A 20,011-nucleotide genomic window follows, 5' to 3' on the forward strand; every position below is an offset into this window, starting at 1 on the left:
GCCGCCCGCACGCACCGGAGACAACATGGAACTGACCCCGGAGGAACTGGTCGCGGAGTTCCGCGACGCGGTCACCGAGCTGTACTTCGCGCGTAAGCGCATCGCGGTCCTGGAGGCGGAGAACACCGCGCTGCGGGCCCGCCTCGCGGCAGCGACGGCCGCGGACGAGCCGACGGGCGCCACCGCCTGAGCAGGCAGGTGTCACACGAAGGGCGGGCGGTCGCCGCACCGGTGACCGCCCGCCCGCACCCCGCTCGGCTCAGCGCAGCGCGCTGCGCGCCTGCCACTCGGTCCACGGCACGTTCCACGCGCCGAAGCCGTTGCCGGGGGCCGGGACGCCCTTGGTGTCCTTGCCCTTGATCTCGAAGGGGTCGCCCGGGCGGACCTGGGCGTAGAACCAGGCGGCGTTGGCGTCGCTCATGCCGATGCAGCCGGAGCTCCTGTTGGCCTTGCCCATCCACTGGTCGTTCCACGGCGCCGCGTGCGCGTACATCCCCGACCAGGTGAGCCGCATCGAGAAGTCGACCATCTTGTCGTAGGCGTCGGCGAGGCCGACCGTCTCGGAGTTCATGTTGATCGTGCCCTCCTTGGCCATCAGGACCGTCGTCCCGCGCCAGGAGCGCTTGTCGCCGCCGGGGGTGCCGCCGGAGACCGGGATCGTACGGACCGCCTGTCCGTCCCGCTCCAGGGTGAGCTGCTTGCGGTCGAGGTCGACCTTGACGACCCGGCTCGCGCCGATGGTGAACGTGGTCGAGTAGTCGCGGACGAACCAGCCGCCGTCGCCGGAGTCCGTGCCGTTCAGCTCGGCCCGGAGGGTGACCTTGGTGCCGGGCTTCCAGTACTCCTTGGGGCGCCAGTCGATCCGGTCGCGGCCGGAGTAGTCCTCCATCCAGCCCCAGGAGCCCTCCGTGCCGCCGGAGGTGGTGATCTTCAGCTGCTTCTCGACGGCGGCCTTGTCCGTGACCGGGTTGTCGAAGACGAGGGAGACGGGCTGGGCGATGCCGACCGTCGTGTTCGCGCCCGGCCGCCAGTCGACCTTGTTGACCTTGTCGGCCGACGCGGTGGTGAACGTGGAGGTGGCCGTGCTCTTCGTTCCGGCCTTGGCGGCCGTCACGGTGGTGACCGTGTACGAGGTGCCGGGGACCGCCTTGCGCTGCGAGGTCCAACTGGCCTTGTCCGTCGAGAGCTTGCCCGAGAGGCCGCGGCCCTCGGCGTCGGTGACGGTGACCGACGCGAGCGTGCCGCCGGTCGCGGTGACCTTCACCGGCACGCCGGCCCGCACGGCCTTGCCCTGCGGTGACACGGTCACCGTCGCGGGGCGGTCCTCGGCCGCCGCCGATGCTCCGGCCTTGCCGTCCGCGGCGGGCATGCCCGATCCGGACGAGCAGGCGGCGAGCGGGGCCAGCAGCACCGCGGCCGCCGCGATGCGCACACGTATGTGGCTCAACGGAGCCTCCGTCAGTGGTCGATGAGTGGGGTCGTGGCGACTCTAGAGCGGCAGAAGCGCAGGTGAGAGGCGCTGCGGCGATGTGACAGCGACTGAAGGCGAACGGTCATCGTCCGGTCACATCCGCCGCGCGGAGCGGTCACGGACGGCTGTGAGCATCCTCGGCGTCACCCAGAGAGAGGCTCACACCGTGTCAGCGCTGCTCGTGCCGGCCGCCGCCCGCGGCCAGGAATCACCGCTGGGGTCCGTCGACGCCGCGACGTACCGCGCGTTCCTCGCGTCCCGCACCGGTTCGGACCTCGGCGCCGGGTTCCTCCAGTGCCCTTCCTGGGCGCAGGTCAAGGAGGGCTGGCAGGCCCGGCTCGTCGGCTGGGGGCCCGATCCGGCCTCCGGCGCGCTGTCCGGTGCCGCGCTCGTCCTGCTGCGCCAAGTGCCCCGTACGCGCAAGTTCTTCGCCTACCTGCCGGAGGGGCCCGTCGCCGACTGGGCGGATCCCGGCATCGACGACTGGCTCGACCCGCTGCTGCGGCATCTGCGGGCGGCGGGCGCCTTCGCCGTACGGATCGGGCCGTCGCCCGCGTACCGCAGTTGGAGTGCGGCCAGGCTGAAGGCGGCGACGGGGCCGGGGCGCCGGCTGTCCGACGTCCTCGCGAGCGAGGTGGATCCGCTGGGCACGGCGGTCGCGGAACGGCTGCGGGCCCGGGGCTGGCAGCGGTGCGGCGGCGAGGAGGACGGTGACGCGCAGCCGCGTCACGTCTTCCGGGTCCCGCTCGCCGGGCGTACCCAGGAGGACCTGTGGTCCGGACTGAACCAGGAGTGGCGGCGCAACGTCCGGCGCGCGCAGAAGTCCGGTGTGGAGGTGGTGGTCGGCAGCGCGGCCGACCTGCCCGAGTTCTACCGGCTGCTGCGCATCACGGAGGAACGCGACGGCTTCCGGCTCGGCAGGTCGCTCGCGTACTACGAGCGCCAGTACGCGGCCCTCAACGCGGAGGAGCCGGGCCGGATGAAGCTGTACCTCGCCCGCCACGGCGGCGAGGTCCTCGCCGCGCACACCATGATCCATGTGGGGCGCCGCGTCTGGTACCAGACCGGCGCCTCCGCCGACCACCGCCGCGAGGTCCGCCCCTCCAACCTGCTGCAGTGGCGGATGCTTCTGGACGCCAAGGCACTCGGCGCCGACGTCTACGACATGCGCGGGGTACCCTCCACCCTCGACCCCGACGACCGTCCGTACGGGCTGCTGCGCTGGAAGCTCGGCACCGGCGGCGAGGTCGTCGAGACGCTGGGGGAATGGGAGAGACCGTTGGACGGCACCGCCAACCACGCGCTGTACCGCGCGTTCCAGGCATATCTGGCCCGCCGGTGAGACGCCTCGCCGACACCGCGCCGATGGCCGCCGGCGCCCCGGACGACGACGGTCCCGCTGCCGCCCGAGAGGAACACAGCCAAGGCCGGGTCCAGGAGCAGAGCCGGGAACTGGAGGAGCAGAGCCGGGAACAGGCCCAGGAGCAGAGCGGCGAACGGGCCCTCGACGGCGGGTCCGTCGCGCGGAGCGGCCTCCTCATGGCGGCCGGTTCCGTCGTCTCACGGGCCACCGGTTTCGTACGGTCCGCCGTGGTGGCCTCGGCGCTGGGCGTCGGTCTGGTCGCCGACGGGTACGCCGTCGCCAACGCCGTCCCCACCATCGTCTACATGCTCCTCCTCGGCGGCGCGCTCAACGCCGTCTTCGTGCCAGATCTCGTCAAGGCGGCCAAGGAGCATGCCGACGGTGGGGCCGCCTACACCGACCGGCTGCTGACGCTCTGCGTCCTCGCGCTGCTGGCGCTCACCGGCGCCGCCGTGTGGGCCGCCCCCGCGATCATCGGCGGGTACACCGACTACGACGGCGAACAGGCCGCCATGACGGTCGCCTTCGCCCGCTACTGCCTGCCGCAGATCTTCTTCCTCGGAGTGTTCACCCTGCTGGGGCAGGTGCTCAACGCCCGGGGCCGGTTCGGCGCCATGATGTGGACGCCCGTCCTCAACAACGTCGTCGTCATCGCCGTGTTCGGCCTGTACCTGGGGACCGGCGGCAGCGGCGGGCTCTCGCCGTCCGAGACCGCGCTCCTCGGCTGGGGCACCACCGCCGGCATCGCCGTACAGGCGCTCGCCCTGCTGCCCGCCCTGCGGGCGGCGCGCTTCCGCTTCAGGCCCCGCTTCGACTGGCGCGGCGCCGGACTGACCCGGCCGATGCGCTCAGCGGGCTGGCTGGTGCTGCTGGTGCTCACCAACCAGGCAGCGTTCTGGGTGACGACCCGGCTGGCCACGACCGCCGGGCTCCAGGCGCAGTCCGCCGGGATCGAGGGCGCCGGTTTCAGCGCCTACAACAACGCGTACATCCTGTGGGCCGTGCCGCACGGCATCGTCACCGTCTCCCTCATGACCGCCCTGCTGCCCCGGATGAGCGCCGCCGCGGCCGACGGCGACACGGGCGGACTGCGCCGGGACATCGCGTACGCCCAGCGCAAGAGCGCCGCCCTGGTGGTGCCCGCCGCCTGCGTCCTGCTCGCCCTCGCCCAGCCGGTCCTGGCCCTCGTCTTCCAGTACGGACGCACCGGCGCCGACGACATCGCCGTCATGGCGGGCACCCTCATGGCCTTCGCGCCCGGACTCGTCGCGTTCTCGGGGCAGTACGTGCTGTCCCGGTCGTTCTACGCGCTGTCCGACACCCGTACGCCGTTCCTTCTGAACCTCCTGATCGCGGGCCTCAACGCGGGCCTGTCACTGGCCGCCTACCTGCTGCTGCCCGCCCGCTGGGCCGTCACCGGGATCGCCGGCGCCTATTCGCTGGCCCTGTTCGCGGGCTGGCTGCTGACCGCCACCGTCCTGCGCCGCCGTCTCGCGCCGCGGGTGACCGGGGCGGCGCGCCCCGCCGGACTGTGGCGCTCGGGAACCGTCGCCGCCCAGGCCCGGCTGCTCACCGCCGCCGTGCCCGCCACGGCACTCGGCCTCTTGGTGGCGCGCTGGGCGGCGCCGGCCGGGCCCGCCGCCCAGGCCGTGGCCGGCACGCTCGCCATCGTCGCGGTGTTCGCCGTGCTCGCCCGCCCGCTGCGGCTGACCGAACTCGACGCGCTGCTCTCCGGCGCCGCCGCCCGGCTGCGCCGCGCCCTGCCCACCCGCCGCTGATCACGACCTGGAGCCCCACCGATGCCCCGCGTCCTCCTCATCGAAGACGACCCCTCCGTACGCGAAGGTGTCGAGCTCGGGCTGCGCCGCCGCGGTCACGAGGTGCGGACCGCCGCCACCGGCGAGTCCGGGCTCGCCGCGCTCGCCGAGTTCCGGCCCGACCTGCTGCTGCTGGACCTGATGCTGCCCGGCATGAACGGCGTCCAGGTCTGCCGCCGGGTCCGGGAGGACAGCCAGCTGCCGATCATCATGCTCACCGCACGCGGCGACGACTTCGACGTCGTCATCGGCCTCGAGGCCGGCGCCGACGACTACATCGTCAAGCCCGCCCGCACCGAGGTCATCGAGGCCCGCATCCGCGCCGTGCTGCGCAGGCTCGAGGCACCCGGCGGCCGGCCGTCCGTCGAGTTCCACGGCGAACTCGCGATCGACCGCGCCGGCCTCACCGTCGCCAAGAACGGCGAACGCCTCGCCCTGGCGCCCTCCGAGATGAAGCTGCTCCTGCACCTGACCGCCGCGCCGGAGCAGGTGTTCAGCCGCCAGCAGCTGCTGGAACACGTCTGGGAGCACAGCTACCACGGTGACGCGCGGCTCGTCGACGCGTGCGTACGGCGGCTGCGCAACAAGATCGAGGACACACCGGGCAGCCCGCGCTACATACAGACCCTGCGGGGCTTCGGCTACCGCTTCGGACCACTGTGATCCGCCGCCGCAAGGGCGCCGCGGTCCGTGACCGCCGGATCGCCCCCTTCGGGCTGCGCACCCGCCTCGTCCTCGCGTTCCTGCTGGTCGCCGCGGTCAGCGCGGGGACCACCGCCACCCTCACCTATCGCGAGGCGCGCAGCGCCGTCCTGGCCAGCGCCCAGGACACGGCGGTCGCCTCGTTCCGCGAGCAGGTCGAGACCCTGGCCCCGGAGCTGCCGATCGACCCGGTTCTGCTCCGGGAGTACCTCTTCGTCATCGCGAGCAAGTCCAAGCCGCACCCCTGGGTCGTCTTCGCCGAGTACGGTTCGCTGCGGGTCTCCTCCGGCACCAACCCCGCCTCGACCGTCATCACGCCGGACCTGCGGCGTATGACTCTCGCCCGCTCCCGGGGCAGCTTCCAACGGGTCGTCAGCGACGGCGTTCCGTACCTGACCATCGGGGTGCCCGTCCTGGTGCGCACCGGCCCCGGCAGCAGCATGCCCAGCGGACTCGTGCTGTTCGCCGTGATGCGGATGACCGACGAGGAGGCCAACGTCGACGCCCTCGTCACGGCCGCCCGCGACGGGGCGCTGCCCGGACTCGCCGCCGCCCTGATACCCGCGCTGATCGCCGCCCGCGGTGTGCTGCGCCCGGTGCGCCAACTGCGGCGCGCCGCCCGCTCGATGGGCAGCGGCCGGCTGGACACCCGTATCCCGGTCCGGGGCAGCGACGAACTCGCCGACCTCGCCCGCACGTTCAACGAGTCCGCCGGCCAGCTCGAACGGTCCGTGGACGAACTGCAGCAGGCGGAGGCGAGGGCCCGGCGCTTCGCCTCCGACGTCTCGCACGAACTGCGCACCCCGCTGGCCGGGATGCTCGCCGTCACCGAGGTGCTCGACGAGGACGCCGACGGCCTGGACCCGGACACCGCGCGCGCCGTGCGGCTCATCAGCGCCGAGACCGGCAAACTCGCCGTGCTTGTCGAGGACCTGATGGAGATCTCCCGGTTCGACGCCCGCGCCGCGGAACTGAACACCGACGAGGTCGACGTCGGCGAGACCGTCCGCAAGACCCTGGACCACCGCCGCTGGGGCGAGCGGGTCCGCACCGACCTCCCCGACGGCATCCGGGCCCGCCTCGATCCACGGCGCTTCGACGTCGTCGTCGCCAACCTGGTCGGCAACGCGCTGCGGCACGGCTCGGAACCCGTCACCGTACGGCTGTCGGTCCAGGGCGAACTGCTGGTCGTCGAAGTGGCCGACAGCGGACCCGGTATCCGGCCCGAGGTGCTGCCGCACATCTTCGAACGGTTCTACAAGGCCGACGCGGCCCGCACCCGCTCGGCCGGCAGCGGGCTCGGACTGGCCATCACCCAGGAGAACGTCCGCCTGCACGGCGGGACGATCCGGGCCGCGAACGGACCGGGCGGCGGGGCCGTCCTCACCGTCGAGATCCCGCTGGACGGGCCGCACGGCACCCAGGAGGCGACGGCATGAGACGGCGGATCCGCGCGGCGACGGCCCTGGCGGCGCTGCTCGCGCTCACCGGCTGCGGCATCCAGGAGACGGACGTCATCGAGGCGGGCGGCCCGGCGACGCTCGACGTCCTGCCGGCCCGCGAGCACCGCATGATGGCGTTCTTCCTCTCCCCGGACGGCCTGCTGGTCCCGTCGCCGAGAGTGGTCGACACAGGGCCGGGGGTCTGGGACGGAGCCGACGGCGTCACCATCGGCCCGGAGCGGGACGGCGCGAACAGCGGTCCGCAGTCGGGTACCGCCCCCGAGCCGCCGTCGACCGCCAAGACGGTCGCGGCCCTGCTGGCCGGCCCGAACGCGGCCGAGAAACGGGCCGGGCTGAGCAACGAGCCGTCGCTGCCCGCTCCGTCGACCGTGGCGGGGACCGAGGTGTCCCGGGGCACGGCGAGGCTCACGCTGGACACCCCGCTGGCCCCGCTGACCCGGACCGCCCGGCAGCAGCTGGTGTGCACGATCGCCTACGCGGAGAGCGACAACGGCGGTGTGCCGGTGGTCCTGGTGGGCACGGACGGCGCACGGCCCGCCGAGACCTGCGACAACGGGGCCCGCCGCCCGGCGCCGACCGCGACCCCTTCGGAGACGGGCTGATCCCCGCGTATCCGCCGGTCGGACGGCACGGTCAGCCGCGCAGCTCCGCCAGCACCGCGTCCGTGAACGCCGGCCACGCCTCGATCGCCCACGGCCCGAAGTCCCGGTCCGTGAGCGCCACGCACGCCGCCCGCGCGTCCGGGTCGATCCACAGGAACGTGCCGGACTGGCCGAAGTGGCCGAAGGTGCGCGGGGAGGACGAAGCCCCCGTCCAGTGCGGGGACTTGGAGTCGCGGATCTCGAAGCCGAGACCCCAGTCGTTGGGCTTCTGATTGCCGTAGCCGGGCAGCACACCGGACAGGCCCGGGTGGACGACCGTCATGGCCTCGAGCACCGTCCGCGCGTCGAGCAGCCGCGGCGCCTGCACCTCGGCCGCGAACCGCGCCAGGTCGTCGACGGTCGACACACCGTCCTTGGCGGGGGAGCCGTCCAGGGTGGTGGACGTCATACCGAGCGGCTCCAGCACGGCCTGGTGGAGGTAGTCGGCGAACGGGATGTCGGTGGCCTTGGCGATGTGGTCGCCGAGCACCTCGAAGCCGGCGTTCGAGTACAGCCGGCGGGTGCCGGGTGCGGCCATGGCCCGGTGCTCGTCGAAGGCCAGCCCCGACGTGTGCGCGAGCAGGTGCCGGACGGTGGCGCCCTCAGGGCCGGCCGGCTCGTCGAGCTCGATCGCCCCCTCCTCGTACGCGACGAGTGCCGCGTAGGCGGCGAGCGGCTTCGTCACGGAGGCGAGGGGGAAGCGGTGGTCCGTCGGGCCGTACGAACCGGCGACCGTGCCGTCCGCTCGTACGACGGCGGCCGCCGCGGTCGGTACCGGCCAGTTCTCGATCATCGCCAGGCTCTGCATGGCTACGAGCCTAAACGGTGCTACAGGCTCAGCCGCATCGCCGGGTCAGGGGTGCGGACGAAGCCCAGGGAGGCGTACAGCGGCTCCCCCTCCACGGAGGCCCGCAGGTCGATCTTGCGGACGCCGCGCTCACGGAACCAGCCGAGCAGCCCCTCCATGCAGGCGCGTGAGTAGCCGCGGCGGCGCATGTCCTCGTCCGTGGCGACACTGAAGACATAGCCGCAGGTGCCCTCCGGGTTCCCCGGACCGCCGAGCCGGTGCTCGATGGTGCCGACCGCGCACGCCGCCAGCCCGCCGCCGGGCCGCTCGACGACATACGCCGTGAGGTTGCCGTCCGGGTCCGCGAGCCGGTCACGCAGCGTGGCCGCGGCCGCGGGCTGCCAGCTGACGTCGGGGTTCGGGCCGTGGCACGAGTCGCCCATGACCTTGCGGAGGCGGACCAGCTCTTCGGCGTCGGCGGGGGTGGCGCGGCGGGAGAGGCTCATGATCAGGCAGGCTAATTCCGGCCGCACCGGAAATGCCAGCGGATTGAGCTTGCTTCGAGTGCACTCCAACGTTTTAGCGTGGAGGGCATGACGGTGATCGAGAGCACCCCGGCCAGGACCGATCTCTGCAAGGCCGCCCCCCGTGCGCACCCGCGCCCCGAAGGGCAGGACCGCTACACCATCAGCGAGGTCGTCGCCTTCACCGGACTCACCGCGCACACCCTGCGCTGGTACGAGCGGATCGGGCTGATGCCGCACGTCGACCGTTCGCACACAGGTCAGCGGCGGTTCACCAACCGCGACCTGGACTGGCTGACCTTCGTCGGAAAACTGCGGCTGACGGGGATGCCCGTCGCCGACATGGTCACGTACGCCGAGATGGTCCGCGAGGGCGAGTCCACGTTCGAGGCACGCGCGGAACTGCTCCAGCGCACCCGGCGCGACGTACTCGCCCGGATCGCCGAACTGCAGGACACCCTCGCCGTCCTGGACCACAAGATCGAGTTCTACGCGGACGCCCGACGGGCTCCGGAGAGGTCCTGACTTGATGAACGACAGCAAGATCGCACAGGTGCGCCTCGGCTCCGAAGGGCCCCTCGTCGGCGTCCAGGGCCTCGGCTGCATGGGCATGAGCGAGTTCTACGGCGACACCGACGAGGCGGCGGCGAGGGAGACCCTCGAGGTGGCGCTCGCCGAAGGCGTGACGCTCTTCGACACGGCCGACGTGTACGGGCGGGGCGCCAACGAGGAGTTCCTCGCGCCGTTCGTCGCCGCGCACCGGGACGAGATCACGCTCGCGACCAAGTTCGCCATCGTACGGACCGACGACCCTCACTACCGGGCGGTGCGCAACGACCCCGCGTACATCCGGCAGTCCGTCGAGGGCAGCCTGCGGCGGCTCGGCGTCGACGTCATCGACCTCTACTACATGCACCGGCGCGACCCGGCCGTGCCGCTCGAGGAGTCCGTCGGCGCGATGGCGGAACTCGTCGAACGGGGCCTCGTCAAGCACCTCGGCCTCAGCGAGGTGACCGGCGCCGAACTGCGCGAGGCGCACGCCGTGCACCCCATCGCGGCCCTCCAGTCGGAATGGTCCCTCTTCAGCCGCGACGTGGAGCGCAGCGCGGCCGGCGCGGCCGCCGAACTCGGTGTCGCGCTCGTGCCGTACTCGCCCCTCGGCCGGGGCTTTCTCACCGGCGCGTTCACCGACGCCGGCAAGGACCTGTCGGCGGACGACTTCCGCCGCCACCAGCCCCGATTCACGGGTGACAACGCGCAGACGAACGCGGCGCTCCTGGAGCCCGTCCACAAGATCGCGGCGGCGCACGGGGCGAGCGCGGCGCAGGTGGCGCTCGCGTGGGTCCACCAGCGTGCCGACGCCCACGGGCTGACGGTCGTCCCCATCCCGGGCACCCGCAAGGCCACGCGCCTTCGCGAGAACCTGGGGGCGACGCGGCTGGTCCTGACCGAGGCGGAACTGGCGTCGCTGGAGCCGGTGGCGGGGCGGGTGGCGGGTGACCGGTACCCGGACATGTCGTCGACGTCGACGGTACGGGAGTAGACCTTGCGGGGTGCCGTTCCCCTACCCGCCCCTTCCCGCTGTATCGATGTGCGGCTCCGCCGCGTGGCGGGGCAAGCCCCGGACCCCGTACCGCGCTTCGCGCGGTGCCCTCAATCGCCGGGCGGGCTGACAAAGTCGGCCCGCCCGGCGATTGAGGTGCGGAGGCCCGGGGGCGGAGCCCGAAACACCGCGCGGAGCGCGGTGGCGGGTCCGGGCGGAGCCCGGTTACGGGAAGGGGCGGGGTGGGGAACGGCCCCGCGCAGCGGCCACGCGAACCGCCCCGCCCCACCGTCACGCCCACCCGAACGCGAACACCGCGAACCCCACCGCCAGCACCCCCGCCACCGCACGCGCGCCCCGCGCCCGGCGGGGCCACGGCGTCTCGAACACCCGCGCCCGGCGGGCGATCAGAGCCAGCAGGCACGCGAACACCGGCAGCCACGCCACCCTCGCGAGGATCCAGCCGAGCGAGTCCGGCGGCGTGGTCAGGCCGGGGATCTCCCCGAGGAAGGACGCGGGTACGGCCGCCGCCAGCATCGCCGTCTGGTGCCAGCACAGGATCGTCATCGCCGACAGGTTGACGACGACCACCGGCGCCCACAGCGCGGGCCGCCTCAGCAACCGTCCGAGCCGGCCGTGCAGCCCGATCGCCGCCCCGCTCTGCGCCGCGGCCAGCGCGAGGACCAGCAGCGACGGCGGATGAGAGTTGGTGCGGGCCTCGCCGGGCACACCGACCATCGACGCCGGGTAGTCGAAGACGAGCAGCAGCACCGCGAACAGCGCCACGCCGCCGATCAGGAGCCCCCGCGCATGACGGCGCCCGACGCGGCCCTCGCCCCAGCTCACTCCGAGCTGGTAGGCGAACAGCCAGCCGGGGAGGATGTTGACGACTCCGAGCCACCCCGGCACCACGCCCGCGCCGGCGTCGGCGTACGGCCCGTACCGCAGCAGGTCGACCACCGCGACGGTGAGCAGCAGCGGCGCCGCCGCCCACACGCCCATGTGGCGGGCGGCGCGTACGCAGTACGGGGTGAGGGCGGTGATCACTGTGTAGACGCCCACGAACCACAGGGGTTGCACCACCAGCGTCGACCCGGTCCGCAACGTGTCGCCTGGTACGCCGAGCCACCACAGCACCGGGATCAGCACGGCCCACACGGCGGTGACGCCGAGGACGGGCCGGCCGAGGCGGGCGACGCGCTGCCGCAGCCACGCACCGGTGGTGCTGGTGCGGCGGTGGTAGGACAGGACGGACGCGTGACCGCCGACGAGGAAGAAGACGCCCAGCATCTGAAGCACCCAGCTGACGGGCGCGAAGAAGCCGAACGCCGTGAGCGGGCTGGCGTTGTGCAGCGCGCCGTCCGTGTCGAGGGTGAAGCCGCCGAGCAGCCAGTGGCCGGTCGGTACGGCGAGCAGGGCGAGCGCCCGAAGCCCGTCGATGGCGCGGTCACGGTGGGCGGGCGTCCGGGCCTCGATCTTCTCGGCGAGCCTCATCGCGCCACCCCTTCCGGGCTGCCGTCCGCGACGCCGGTCCCGTCCGCGATCGCGGCGAACGCGCGGAGCGAGTCGGTGCCCGGAACGAAGTAGCCGGTGTGGCCCTCGGCCAGCTCCGCGGGGATCCGGCGGGCGCCGAAGGACGGGTCCGTGGGGTCGTTGCCGTGGCCGAGGCCGAGGAGCTGCACGCCGGGGACCTTGGAGATCCAGTCGGAGTCGTCCTTGGCGGCCCACACCCTCGCGTCCGTACGCAGTTCGCGCACGTGCCCGGCGCGCATCCCGGGGGAGGCCAGCACCACGATGTCGCGGGCGTTCACCTCGTCGGCGGCGAGCCCGCAGACGACGGAGCCGTAGCTGTGGCAGAACAGCACGGGCTTCGGCGCGCCGGTCGCGGCGAGGCCCTCGGTGAAGCGGGCCAGCCGTGCCGCGCCCGCCTCCGCGAGTTTCCCGGTCGCGGCGTCGGGACCGACCCCGACGGGCGTGGTGTAGCCGGTCCAGGCGACGACGGCGGTGCCCCCGCCGGTCGCCGCCCGCAGGGCCTTCGCCATGCCGGCGGGGGTGCCGTACGGGTCGCTCGCCCGGTCGAAGGTCCCGGCGTCGATGTCGGAGCCGGGGACGACCACGGACACCTGGCGGGCCCGCTCGAGATCCCCGTGGACCTCGGCGACCTGGCCACGGCCGCGCGGGTCGAAGGCGAGGATCTGCCGGCCGGCCAGCCGCTCGTACGGGGTGCCCCGCAGGGCGAGGGAGTTGGCCCGGTAGCGCAGCCGGACGGGTACGCCGTCGAGGTTGCCGACGACGAGCGGATGGCGGCGGACCAGCCGCTGCTGCTCGTCGTCGCTCAACGACCCGAAGAACGCGGCGACTTCCGCGGGCGCCGCCCCCGCCGGGTCGGGCAGCGCCCGGCCCAGCCAGGTGTCCGCCGCCCACGCGGCGCTGCCCGGCGGCGGTCCTGTCATGGGGTGCTGTGCGTTGCCCGAGGCCCATCCGGTGGTTCCCGCGGCCACCGTCGTCGCGAACGCGACGGCGACCAAGGTCCTCTTGTAGCGGCGCATCGGCCCGCCTCCCTCTTCCCGACTCCGTTGCTGTGGCGGGAGGAAGGTAGGAAGGGGACGGGTGACGGCACGTCACACCGGGGAGCCAACTCCGGTGTCGTACCGGAGTATCACGGGGTGGAGAAGTGGCGGAACGGCCGGTCCGGGACTCAGCCCGCGGCCTCGCCCGGCCGGACCAGGCCCGACTCGTACGCGAAGATCACGGCCTGTGCCCGGTCGCGCAGGTCGAGCTTGGCCAGCACGCGGCCGATGTGCGTCTTGACGGTCTGCTCGGCCAGCACCAGATGCCCGGCGATCTCCTGGTTGGACAGGCCCCGCGCGATCAGCTCGAGGACCTCCGTCTCGCGCGGCGTCAGCCCGTTCAGCCGCAGCGAAGGGTCCCGGCGCGGGGCGGGCCGCTGTGCGGCGAAGTCCGCGATCAGCCGGCGGGTCACGGACGGCGCGAGGAGCGCCTCCCCGGCGGCGACGATCCGTACCGCGGCGATCAGGTCGGCGGGTGGGGCGTCCTTCAGCAGGAAACCGGACGCACCGGCGCGCAGCGCCTCGTACACGTAGTCGTCCACGTCGAACGTCGTCAGCATCAGCACCTTGGGCCGGTGCACGACGGCGGTCGGAGGGTTCAGCAGCTCACGCGCGGCGGCGAGACCGTCCATCTCCGGCATCCGTACGTCCATCAGGACCACGTCGGGGTGCGTGGTGCGGCTGACCTCCACGCCCTTGCGGCCGTCCGGCGCCTCGCCCACCACGTCGATGTCGCTCTGCGCGGAGAGCAGCGCGGCGAACCCGGCGCGCACCATGGCCTGGTCGTCGACGATGATCACGCGAATGGTCAACTGGCGTCCTCGGTCTGCTGGGTGTGCGTGCTGGTCTCGGCCTTGCCGGTGTTCCCGGCGGTGTCCTCGGGGGTGTTGCCGGCGGTCAGGGGAAGACGTGCAGCGACGCGGAAACCGCCGTCCGGCAGCGGACCGGTGTCGAGGCTGCCGCCGGTCAACCGTACGCGCTCCCGCATCCCGACGAGCCCGTGCCCGGTCCCCGTCGTCTCCAGCGGCGAAGTGGGCGCCGGAGCAGGGCCGTTGACGACCAGCACGGTCAGATCGGACCCGTCGGACGTCACCGACACCCGCGTCGGCGCGCCGGGCGCGTGCCGTACGACATTGGCCAGTGCCTCCTGCACGATCCGGTACCCCGACAGGTCCACGGCCTGCGGTACGGCACCGAGGTCCGCGGCGAGCGACAACTCGGCCGGCACCCCCGCCCGTACCGTCGCCTCCACCAACTGCTGCACCCTGTCCAGACCGGGCTGCGGGGCCCGCTCGCCCTGCGTGTCCTCGCTGCGCAGCACGGCCAGCAGCCGCCGCATCTCGGTCAGCGACTCACGCGCGCTCGCCGCGATCGACGTGAACTCCTCCCGCGCGGCGTCGGGAAGGGACTGGATCCGGTACGGCGCCGAGTCCGCCTGCACGGTGATCACCGACATGTGGTGGGCGACGACGTCGTGCAGCTCACGGGCGATACGGGCGCGTTCCTCCAGCAGCGTGCGCTGGGCCCGCTCCGCCTCGCTGATGGTCTCCTGCACGACCAGTCTGCGCTGGACGTCACCCCGCTCGCGCAGGGCGCCGGTGACGACGAGGACGACGCCGCTGAGCACGAACAGCAGCAGATGCACGCCGTCGCTGAGATCCTGCGAGACCAGTTCGAGCGCGAACCCCGCCGCGCCGGTCGCCAGCCACACGGCCAGCAGCGTGCGGCGCGGCTCGCGCAGCCCCAGGCAGGCCATCAGCAGCAGGTAGCCGACGACGGCCATCGGGGTCCACGGCCAGGTCCTGCCGCCGGTGCCGTCCGCGCCGAGCAGGGCCAGCGACCCGGCCACGTCGGCGGCGAGGACGATCCACCACGCCTGCAAGGGGCGCGTGACGGCGAGCAGCAGCGGCGCGGTCTGCGCGGTGGCGAGCGCGCCGGCGACGGCGCCGCCGAGCTTGTAGTCCTGGGTCAGCACGGTGGCGGTGACGGGCAGCAGCGTGGCGACGAAGGCGAGGGCGACGCCGTACGGGAGCAGCCGCAGCCAGCGGTTCTCGGCGCCGCCGAGGAGGGGAGCGGTGGAAGAGGACGGCGTACCGAGGTCGGCGGCGAGCCGCTGCCCGGCGCGCCGTGCGACGGCGCGGGCTCGGGTACGGGTGGCGGCGCTTCGGCGGGGGGTTTCTGGCATGACGGGGTCAGCGTAGGCGGGGCGGGGTGGCCGGGGCGTCATACTCCGGGCGTGGGCGCGGGGTCATACCGTGGTCCGACCCCCGCGGAGCTCCGTCACAGCTCCGCCAGGAGCTCCGCCTTCTTGCGGGTGAACTCCTCGTCCGTCACCAGTCCCGCAAGATGGAGGTCGCCCAGGTGACGTATGCGGTCCGCGATGTCCGCCGGGTCGCGGCGGGCCGCGGGGACCGTCAGTGCCGGGGTCTGGTTCTGGCGGCGGACGGATTCGAGGACCGCCGCGGCGAACGGCAGCGACTCGTGCACCGGCCCGTATCCGAGTCCGAAGACGACCGCCGCCGGGTCCTGGTCCGCCTGCCCCGCGTCCTGCGTGCCGTCCGCGCCGCGGCGCAGCAGTCGCAGGTAGCCGTCGAAGACCTCCGGTGAGCGCCATTCGACGCCGCTCAGTTCGGAGACGGCGAAACTCTGGTCGCCGGCCTTCCACTTCGCGGAGGACGCCCCCGTCCAGAACCACCGGAACGCCACGTGCGAGCCGTCGAAGGACGCCTTCCCGTCGTAGGCCTTGAAGCCGAGCGGCGCCTCGGGTGCGGAGACGAGGTGCCGCTCCGCCGGCCGGCCGGCCTCGGGGCCGAGGACGGCGCGCAGTTCGTCGGCGTAGTACTCGGCCAGCGTCTCCCGCTCGGCCGGCAGCACCAGGCGGTACGGGTCGCACACGTCCTTGAGCTGCCCGGCGGCCGCCTCCATCAGCGGATCCGCACCCGGTCTGGGCACAGCGTGCAGCACCACCGTGCCGCGCTTGCCCGGGGTGAGCGTCACCGATGCCAACGCCTCGTGCGGGATGCGGCGTTCGCGCAGCGAGGAGAGGAGCTTCGGTGTGCGGATCCCCCGTTCGAAGCGGATGAGCACGGAGTCGGTCTCGAACTCCCAGGTGGCTTGAATTCCGGCCAGCACATCACCCATGTGCCTCATCGTATGCGGCTCACGCCTGCGCGTCTTCCCTCGGCGGCCACCCCTTTTGACCGGGCTCTACGCGCGTCAGTCCGCTCAGGCACCGGAAATACCACTGCGGCATGTGTCGGTGCCCGATGCGCAGCTCACGTCGGCGTAGGCGCCGACGCCCAGGTCGGCGAAATTGCGGACGCTCTCGGTTCCCGGCTCGAAATAGCCGGTATGGCCGACGGCCCCCTCCGCGGAGAGCACCCGCGCGCCGAACTCCGGGAGGACCGGGTCCTCACCGTGGCCGAGTCCGCCGACCTCCAGGTGCGGCACGCCCTCGATCCAGTCGTCGGCGTCGCGCATCGCCCAGATCCGGGCCTTCGTGTGCAGGCCGGCGACGTTCTCCGCCCGCATGCCGGGGCTGCCGGCGACGGCCACGTCGCCGACCCGGGCGGGGAGTTGCCGGGCGGCGACCCCGCAGACCACGGAGCCGTAGCTGTGGCAGAACAGCGAGACGGGGGAGCGCCCCGGCAACGCCTCGGTGAGCTCGACGAGCCGTACGGCCCCGTTCTCCGCGAGCCGCCCGATGGCCGACTCCATGCCGACCCCGACCGGGCTCGTGTAGTCGGCCCATGCGATGACGGCCGTACGCATCCCGGGTGCGGCCGCCCGCTGGGCGGCGTACAGGGACCGGGCCATGCCGACCGGCGCGCTGTACTTGCGGGCGGTGCGCTGGAAGGTGAGCAGGTTGGTGTCGACACCGGGCACGACCACCGAGACGCGCTCGGCCCTGTCCAGGTCCCCGAAGACCTCGGCCACCCGGCCGGAGCCGGACGGGTCGAAGGAGAGGATCTGCCGGTCGGGTCTCATCAGCGCCTGGAACCGGTGCATCCGCCGTACGGCCTGATTCTGTCCGGCGGTCGTGAGCCCGGGATCGGCCACCCGCTTGCGCTCGCGGGCGAGGGAATCCGAGAGGGCGGTGCGGTTGGCCCGGTACCGCAGGGTGACGGGCGCCCCGTTCAGATTGCCCACGATGCGCGGGTAGTCCTCGGCGAGTTGCCTGCTCCGCTCGCCGCCGAGCGATTTGAAGAAGGCGGCGAACCGCTGCGGTCCGCTGTTCAGGCCGGGCAGTTCGCGGGCGCCTATACGTCCCTTGCTCCAGCCCGCCAGTTCGGCTTGGAGGGCGTCACGGGCGCCGGGCTGGTGCCGTACGGCGGTCCAGCCGGTGGTCGCCAGCATCACGAACACCACCGCGAGGGCGAGCAGGGTGCGCCACGCGGTCAGGGAGGGGGAGGGGTCGAAGGAAGTCACTGCGGGACACCCTAGGAGAAGGGTGCGGGCCTACGCGAAGAGCGTGAGGTACATCACGTGTCGGAAGGGGAATTGGTGGGGAGGAGGGTGACGTTCCGTGCGTGCCCGGCGTGCGGTCAGGCACATTTCCCCTGCGCACGGCGGTCGTTGGGCACCCAGGACGCGCCTTGGGCCTCAAGGGCCGGGCGGTGAGTGCCGTTCGTCGGTGCGCCAGTTCCCGGCGAGTGCGGGACCGAGATGGTCGAGGAACGTCTCCGTGAGCGAACGGATCGCCTCGATGCTGGGATCCTCGCCCTGCCCCCACAGCCGCCCTGTGGCCCGCATCACACCGCTGAACGCGGCCACGGCCACCCGGGGCCTGGGATCGGTGTTCACGTCGAGCCCCTCACGTTCGGCGATGAGCCTGGCCAGCGTCTCCTCCGTCACGGTGGAGCGACGCATGTGCGCGGCGAGCAGCGCCGGGGTCGACTCGATCATCTGGAAGCTGCGCATGTACAGATCGAGCGGAACGATCTCCTCGACCGCTTCGCCGATGGCGTCCCAGGAGGCGAACACGGCGTTGCGCAGGGCCTCGAGGGGGCCTTCCTCGGCGGGGCGTCCGCGCAGCACCACGGCGTAGTGGGCCTCCAGGATCTCCTGGACGGCGAAGGCGACCTCTTCCTTGGACGCGAAGTAGCGGAAGAAGGTGCGCTGGGACACCTCGACCGCGTCCGCGATCTCGTCGACCGTCGTCCGCTCGTACCCCTGGGTGGTGAACAGCTCGAGGGCGACACGTACCAGTGCGTCACGGGTGCGCTGTTTCTTGCGGGCGCGCAGCCCGGTCGGCTCGGCCGTGGTCACTTCATGTTCCTCATTTCGCTGCTTCCACCTGCGTCTATTGTCCCCTGAGTCACGTGACAGTTACCGACTAGTGAACTCGTTTGTCAACTGTCAGTCGCTGTCATTAGTCTTCTCGTATGACTAGTCAGACCACCGTCGAAAAGGCGCCGAGGGATCCCCAGGACTCCGCTCCGGTACCGGTCAAGGGGCTTCGCGGCCACCCCTGGCTGACCCTGTTCTCCGTGGCCATCGGCGTGATGATGGTCGCGCTGGACGGCACGATCGTCGCGATTGCCAATCCCGCGATCCAGAAGGACCTCGGCGCCTCGCTGGCCGACGTCCAGTGGATCACCAACGGCTATCTGCTCGCCCTGGCCGTGGCACTGATCACGGCGGGCAAGCTCGGTGACCGCTTCGGCCACCGGCAGACCTTCCTCATAGGCATCGCCGGCTTCGCCGCCGCCTCCGCGGCCATCGGCCTGTCCGACTCCATCGTCCTCGTCATCGCCTTCCGGGTGCTGCAGGGCCTCTTCGGCGCCCTGCTGATGCCGGCGGCGCTCGGCCTGCTGCGCGCCACGTTCCCCGCCGAGAAGCTGAACATGGCGATCGGCATCTGGGGCATGGTCATCGGCGCCTCGACGGCCGGCGGCCCGATCCTCGGTGGTGTGCTCGTCGAGCACGTCAGCTGGCAGTCGGTGTTCTTCATCAACGTGCCCGTCGGCATCCTCGCCGTGGTCCTCGGCCTGGTCATCCTGAAGGACCACCGCGCGGAGAACGCCCCGAAGTCGTTCGACATCCTCGGCATCCTGCTGCTGTCGGGCGCGATGTTCAGCCTCATCTGGCCGCTGATCAAGGCCGGCGAGTGGGGCTGGGGCTCCGCCGGCACCCTTGGCTGGCTCGCCGGCGCCGTGGTGCTGTTCGGCCTGTTCGCCTTCTGGGAGAGCAAGGTCGACGAGCCGCTCGTGCCGCTCGCCATGTTCCGCTCCTTGCCGCTCAGCGCCGGCGTGGTGCTGATGGTGCTGATGGCGTTCGCCTTCATGGGCGGCCTGTTCTTCGTGACGTTCTTCCTCCAGGGCGTCCAGGAGATGAGCCCGGTCGACAGCGGTCTGCGACTGCTGCCGCTCACCGGCATGATGATCGTCTCCTCGCCGCTGGCGGGTGCGCTGATCACCAAGTTCGGCCCCCGTGTGCCGCTGGTCGGCGGCATGGTCTGCACCGCCGCCGCCATGTTCGGCATGACCACCCTCTCCGAGGGGACCGGCACCTTCGCGATGTCCCTGTGGTTCGCGCTGCTGGGCCTCGGCCTCGCGCCGGTCATGGTCGGCGCCACCGAGGTCATCGTCGGCAACGCCCCGATGGAGCTCTCCGGCGTCGCCGGCGGTCTCCAGCAGGCCGCCATGCAGGTCGGTGGCGCGCTCGGTACGGCCGTCCTCGGCGCGGTGATGTCCGCCAAGGTCAGCGCCGAGTTCGCGGCCAACTGGAAGGACGCGGGCATCCCGGTCCCGGCGGACCCGCGGCTGGAGCAGGCCGCCGAGTTCGGCACCGTCCCCGGCGAACTGGCCCAGGCCCCCGGTATGACGCCGGACCTGGTCACCAAGATCGGTGACGTCATCCACGACACGTTCATGTCAGGTATGGGCCTGGCCTTCATGGTCGCCGGCATCGTCGCGGTCGTCGCGGCCCTGGTCGCGGTGCTCACCAAGCGGGGCGAGAACGCGGAGGCGGGTGCGGGCGCCGCCCACATCTGACGTCAACCGCGTGCGTCGACAGCCCCGCCGGGCACCCCCGGCGGGGCTGTCGCCTATCCGGATGATTTCCCCCGCGGCCCCTTCCGCGGCCACGTCACCGCAGGTCAGGGTCGGCCCACCGATTCGTCCGACCAC

At 72.6% G+C, this 20,011-nt stretch carries 19 protein-coding genes; 9 read left to right on the forward strand and 10 right to left on the reverse strand.

Translation table 11 applies throughout. From position 1 onward, the window contains the following. The first annotated feature begins 25 nt into the window (after positions 1–25). On the forward strand, positions 26–190 hold the full coding sequence (locus ACIPJI_RS03350; RefSeq protein WP_402244201.1) for a hypothetical protein: 165 nt from the start codon (positions 26–28) through the stop codon (positions 188–190). Between the two features lie 69 nt (positions 191–259). Here the strand turns inward: ACIPJI_RS03350 and ACIPJI_RS03355 are convergent, their stop codons facing one another. Continuing rightward, complete coding sequence (locus ACIPJI_RS03355) at positions 260–1,447, reverse strand: Ig-like domain-containing protein (protein ID WP_402244203.1); 1,188 nt, start codon at positions 1,445–1,447, stop codon at positions 260–262. A 190-nt stretch (positions 1,448–1,637) separates the two neighbouring features. Here ACIPJI_RS03355 and ACIPJI_RS03360 point away from each other — a divergent pair, with 190 nt between their 5' ends. The 5 genes from ACIPJI_RS03360 (at position 1,638) to ACIPJI_RS03380 (ending at position 7,418) form a co-directional block, all read left to right on the forward strand. Next, entirely contained in the window at positions 1,638–2,813 is a 1,176-nt protein-coding gene (locus tag ACIPJI_RS03360; RefSeq protein ID WP_356620863.1) for a peptidoglycan bridge formation glycyltransferase FemA/FemB family protein, read from the forward strand. A gap of 197 nt (positions 2,814–3,010) precedes the next feature. Then, a complete protein-coding gene (gene murJ / locus ACIPJI_RS03365) occupies positions 3,011–4,612 on the forward strand; it encodes a murein biosynthesis integral membrane protein MurJ (protein ID WP_402244733.1) in 1,602 nt (533 codons plus the stop codon). 21 nt (positions 4,613–4,633) lie between these two features. Continuing rightward, a complete protein-coding gene (locus ACIPJI_RS03370) occupies positions 4,634–5,314 on the forward strand; it encodes a response regulator transcription factor (protein ID WP_356620861.1) in 681 nt (226 codons plus the stop codon). After that, the gene (locus ACIPJI_RS03375) at positions 5,311–6,792 is read left to right on the forward strand and encodes a sensor histidine kinase (protein WP_402244205.1); all 1,482 of its coding nucleotides are present in this window, start codon (positions 5,311–5,313) and stop codon (positions 6,790–6,792) included. The genes ACIPJI_RS03370 and ACIPJI_RS03375 overlap by 4 nt, the downstream gene beginning before the upstream one ends. Continuing rightward, positions 6,789–7,418, forward strand: coding sequence for a hypothetical protein (locus tag ACIPJI_RS03380; RefSeq protein WP_402244207.1), 630 nt, complete (start codon positions 6,789–6,791; stop codon positions 7,416–7,418). Before ACIPJI_RS03375 ends, ACIPJI_RS03380 begins: the two co-directional genes overlap by 4 nt. Positions 7,419–7,449: 31 nt before the next feature. Here the strand turns inward: ACIPJI_RS03380 and ACIPJI_RS03385 are convergent, their stop codons facing one another. After that, on the reverse strand, positions 7,450–8,265 hold the full coding sequence (locus ACIPJI_RS03385; RefSeq protein ID WP_402244208.1) for a serine hydrolase domain-containing protein: 816 nt from the start codon (positions 8,263–8,265) through the stop codon (positions 7,450–7,452). Between the two features lie 20 nt (positions 8,266–8,285). Then, positions 8,286–8,750 carry a GNAT family N-acetyltransferase gene (locus tag ACIPJI_RS03390; protein WP_307706266.1) on the reverse strand — a complete coding sequence of 155 codons (465 nt, stop codon included), beginning with the start codon at positions 8,748–8,750 and terminating at the stop codon, positions 8,286–8,288. Between the two features lie 87 nt (positions 8,751–8,837). On the opposite strand from ACIPJI_RS03390, the gene ACIPJI_RS03395 reads away from it, so the two are divergent. Both ACIPJI_RS03395 and ACIPJI_RS03400 read left to right on the forward strand, forming a co-directional pair. Continuing rightward, positions 8,838–9,293 (forward strand): MerR family transcriptional regulator, encoded by a 456-nt coding sequence (locus ACIPJI_RS03395; protein ID WP_402244209.1) that lies wholly within the window; start codon positions 8,838–8,840, stop codon positions 9,291–9,293. A 4-nt stretch (positions 9,294–9,297) separates the two neighbouring features. Further along, positions 9,298–10,311: an aldo/keto reductase gene (locus tag ACIPJI_RS03400; RefSeq protein WP_307706265.1), complete on the forward strand. Its 1,014-nt coding sequence runs from the start codon at positions 9,298–9,300 to the stop codon at positions 10,309–10,311. A 291-nt stretch (positions 10,312–10,602) separates the two neighbouring features. Here the strand turns inward: ACIPJI_RS03400 and ACIPJI_RS03405 are convergent, their stop codons facing one another. The 7 genes from ACIPJI_RS03405 to ACIPJI_RS03435 all read right to left on the reverse strand — a co-directional run bounded on the left by ACIPJI_RS03405 (position 10,603) and on the right by ACIPJI_RS03435 (position 18,149). Then, a complete protein-coding gene (locus ACIPJI_RS03405; RefSeq protein WP_402244211.1) occupies positions 10,603–11,805 on the reverse strand; it encodes an acyltransferase in 1,203 nt (400 codons plus the stop codon). Beyond that, positions 11,802–12,860 carry an alpha/beta hydrolase gene (locus tag ACIPJI_RS03410; RefSeq protein WP_402244213.1) on the reverse strand — a complete coding sequence of 353 codons (1,059 nt, stop codon included), beginning with the start codon at positions 12,858–12,860 and terminating at the stop codon, positions 11,802–11,804. Before ACIPJI_RS03410 ends, ACIPJI_RS03405 begins: the two co-directional genes overlap by 4 nt. 149 nt (positions 12,861–13,009) lie before the next feature. Beyond that, positions 13,010–13,693: a response regulator transcription factor gene (locus tag ACIPJI_RS03415; protein WP_005318133.1), complete on the reverse strand. Its 684-nt coding sequence runs from the start codon at positions 13,691–13,693 to the stop codon at positions 13,010–13,012. Beyond that, positions 13,690–15,108: a sensor histidine kinase gene (locus tag ACIPJI_RS03420; RefSeq protein WP_402244216.1), complete on the reverse strand. Its 1,419-nt coding sequence runs from the start codon at positions 15,106–15,108 to the stop codon at positions 13,690–13,692. Before ACIPJI_RS03420 ends, ACIPJI_RS03415 begins: the two co-directional genes overlap by 4 nt. A 53-nt stretch (positions 15,109–15,161) precedes the next feature. Next, a complete protein-coding gene (locus tag ACIPJI_RS03425) occupies positions 15,162–16,022 on the reverse strand; it encodes a DUF4429 domain-containing protein (RefSeq protein ID WP_356624857.1) in 861 nt (286 codons plus the stop codon). Between the two features lie 84 nt (positions 16,023–16,106). Beyond that, positions 16,107–17,309, reverse strand: a complete 1,203-nt coding sequence (locus ACIPJI_RS03430; RefSeq protein WP_356624855.1) for an alpha/beta hydrolase — start codon at positions 17,307–17,309, stop codon at positions 16,107–16,109. Positions 17,310–17,483: 174 nt separating this feature from the next. Then, a complete protein-coding gene (locus ACIPJI_RS03435; RefSeq protein ID WP_356624853.1) occupies positions 17,484–18,149 on the reverse strand; it encodes a TetR family transcriptional regulator in 666 nt (221 codons plus the stop codon). A gap of 116 nt (positions 18,150–18,265) precedes the next feature. Between ACIPJI_RS03435 and ACIPJI_RS03440 the strand changes: the two genes are divergently transcribed. Beyond that, positions 18,266–19,876, forward strand: coding sequence for an MFS transporter (locus ACIPJI_RS03440; protein ID WP_402244218.1), 1,611 nt, complete (start codon positions 18,266–18,268; stop codon positions 19,874–19,876). Positions 19,877–20,011 lie beyond the last annotated feature (135 nt).

The sequence above is a fragment of the Streptomyces sp. NPDC086835 genome, from assembly GCF_044745705.1.
Taxonomy (GTDB): Bacteria; Actinomycetota; Actinomycetes; order Streptomycetales; family Streptomycetaceae; genus Streptomyces.

Excerpts from the sequence above, each read along its gene's own strand:
- ACIPJI_RS03350 (WP_402244201.1), top strand. The coding sequence starts at position 26 with ATGGAACTGACCCCGGAGGAACTGGTCGCGGAGTTCCGCGACGCGGTC.
- murJ (WP_402244733.1), top strand. The coding sequence starts at position 3,011 with ATGGCGGCCGGTTCCGTCGTCTCACGGGCCACCGGTTTCGTACGGTCC.
- ACIPJI_RS03370 (WP_356620861.1), top strand. The coding sequence starts at position 4,634 with ATGCCCCGCGTCCTCCTCATCGAAGACGACCCCTCCGTACGCGAAGGT.
- ACIPJI_RS03380 (WP_402244207.1), top strand. The coding sequence starts at position 6,789 with ATGAGACGGCGGATCCGCGCGGCGACGGCCCTGGCGGCGCTGCTCGCG.
- ACIPJI_RS03385 (WP_402244208.1), bottom strand. The coding sequence starts at position 8,265 with ATGCAGAGCCTGGCGATGATCGAGAACTGGCCGGTACCGACCGCGGCG.
- ACIPJI_RS03390 (WP_307706266.1), bottom strand. The coding sequence starts at position 8,750 with ATGAGCCTCTCCCGCCGCGCCACCCCCGCCGACGCCGAAGAGCTGGTC.
- ACIPJI_RS03395 (WP_402244209.1), top strand. The coding sequence starts at position 8,838 with ATGACGGTGATCGAGAGCACCCCGGCCAGGACCGATCTCTGCAAGGCC.
- ACIPJI_RS03400 (WP_307706265.1), top strand. The coding sequence starts at position 9,298 with ATGAACGACAGCAAGATCGCACAGGTGCGCCTCGGCTCCGAAGGGCCC.
- ACIPJI_RS03405 (WP_402244211.1), bottom strand. The coding sequence starts at position 11,805 with ATGAGGCTCGCCGAGAAGATCGAGGCCCGGACGCCCGCCCACCGTGAC.
- ACIPJI_RS03410 (WP_402244213.1), bottom strand. The coding sequence starts at position 12,860 with ATGCGCCGCTACAAGAGGACCTTGGTCGCCGTCGCGTTCGCGACGACG.
- ACIPJI_RS03420 (WP_402244216.1), bottom strand. The coding sequence starts at position 15,108 with ATGACGCCCCGGCCACCCCGCCCCGCCTACGCTGACCCCGTCATGCCA.
- ACIPJI_RS03425 (WP_356624857.1), bottom strand. The coding sequence starts at position 16,022 with ATGGGTGATGTGCTGGCCGGAATTCAAGCCACCTGGGAGTTCGAGACC.
- ACIPJI_RS03440 (WP_402244218.1), top strand. The coding sequence starts at position 18,266 with ATGACTAGTCAGACCACCGTCGAAAAGGCGCCGAGGGATCCCCAGGAC.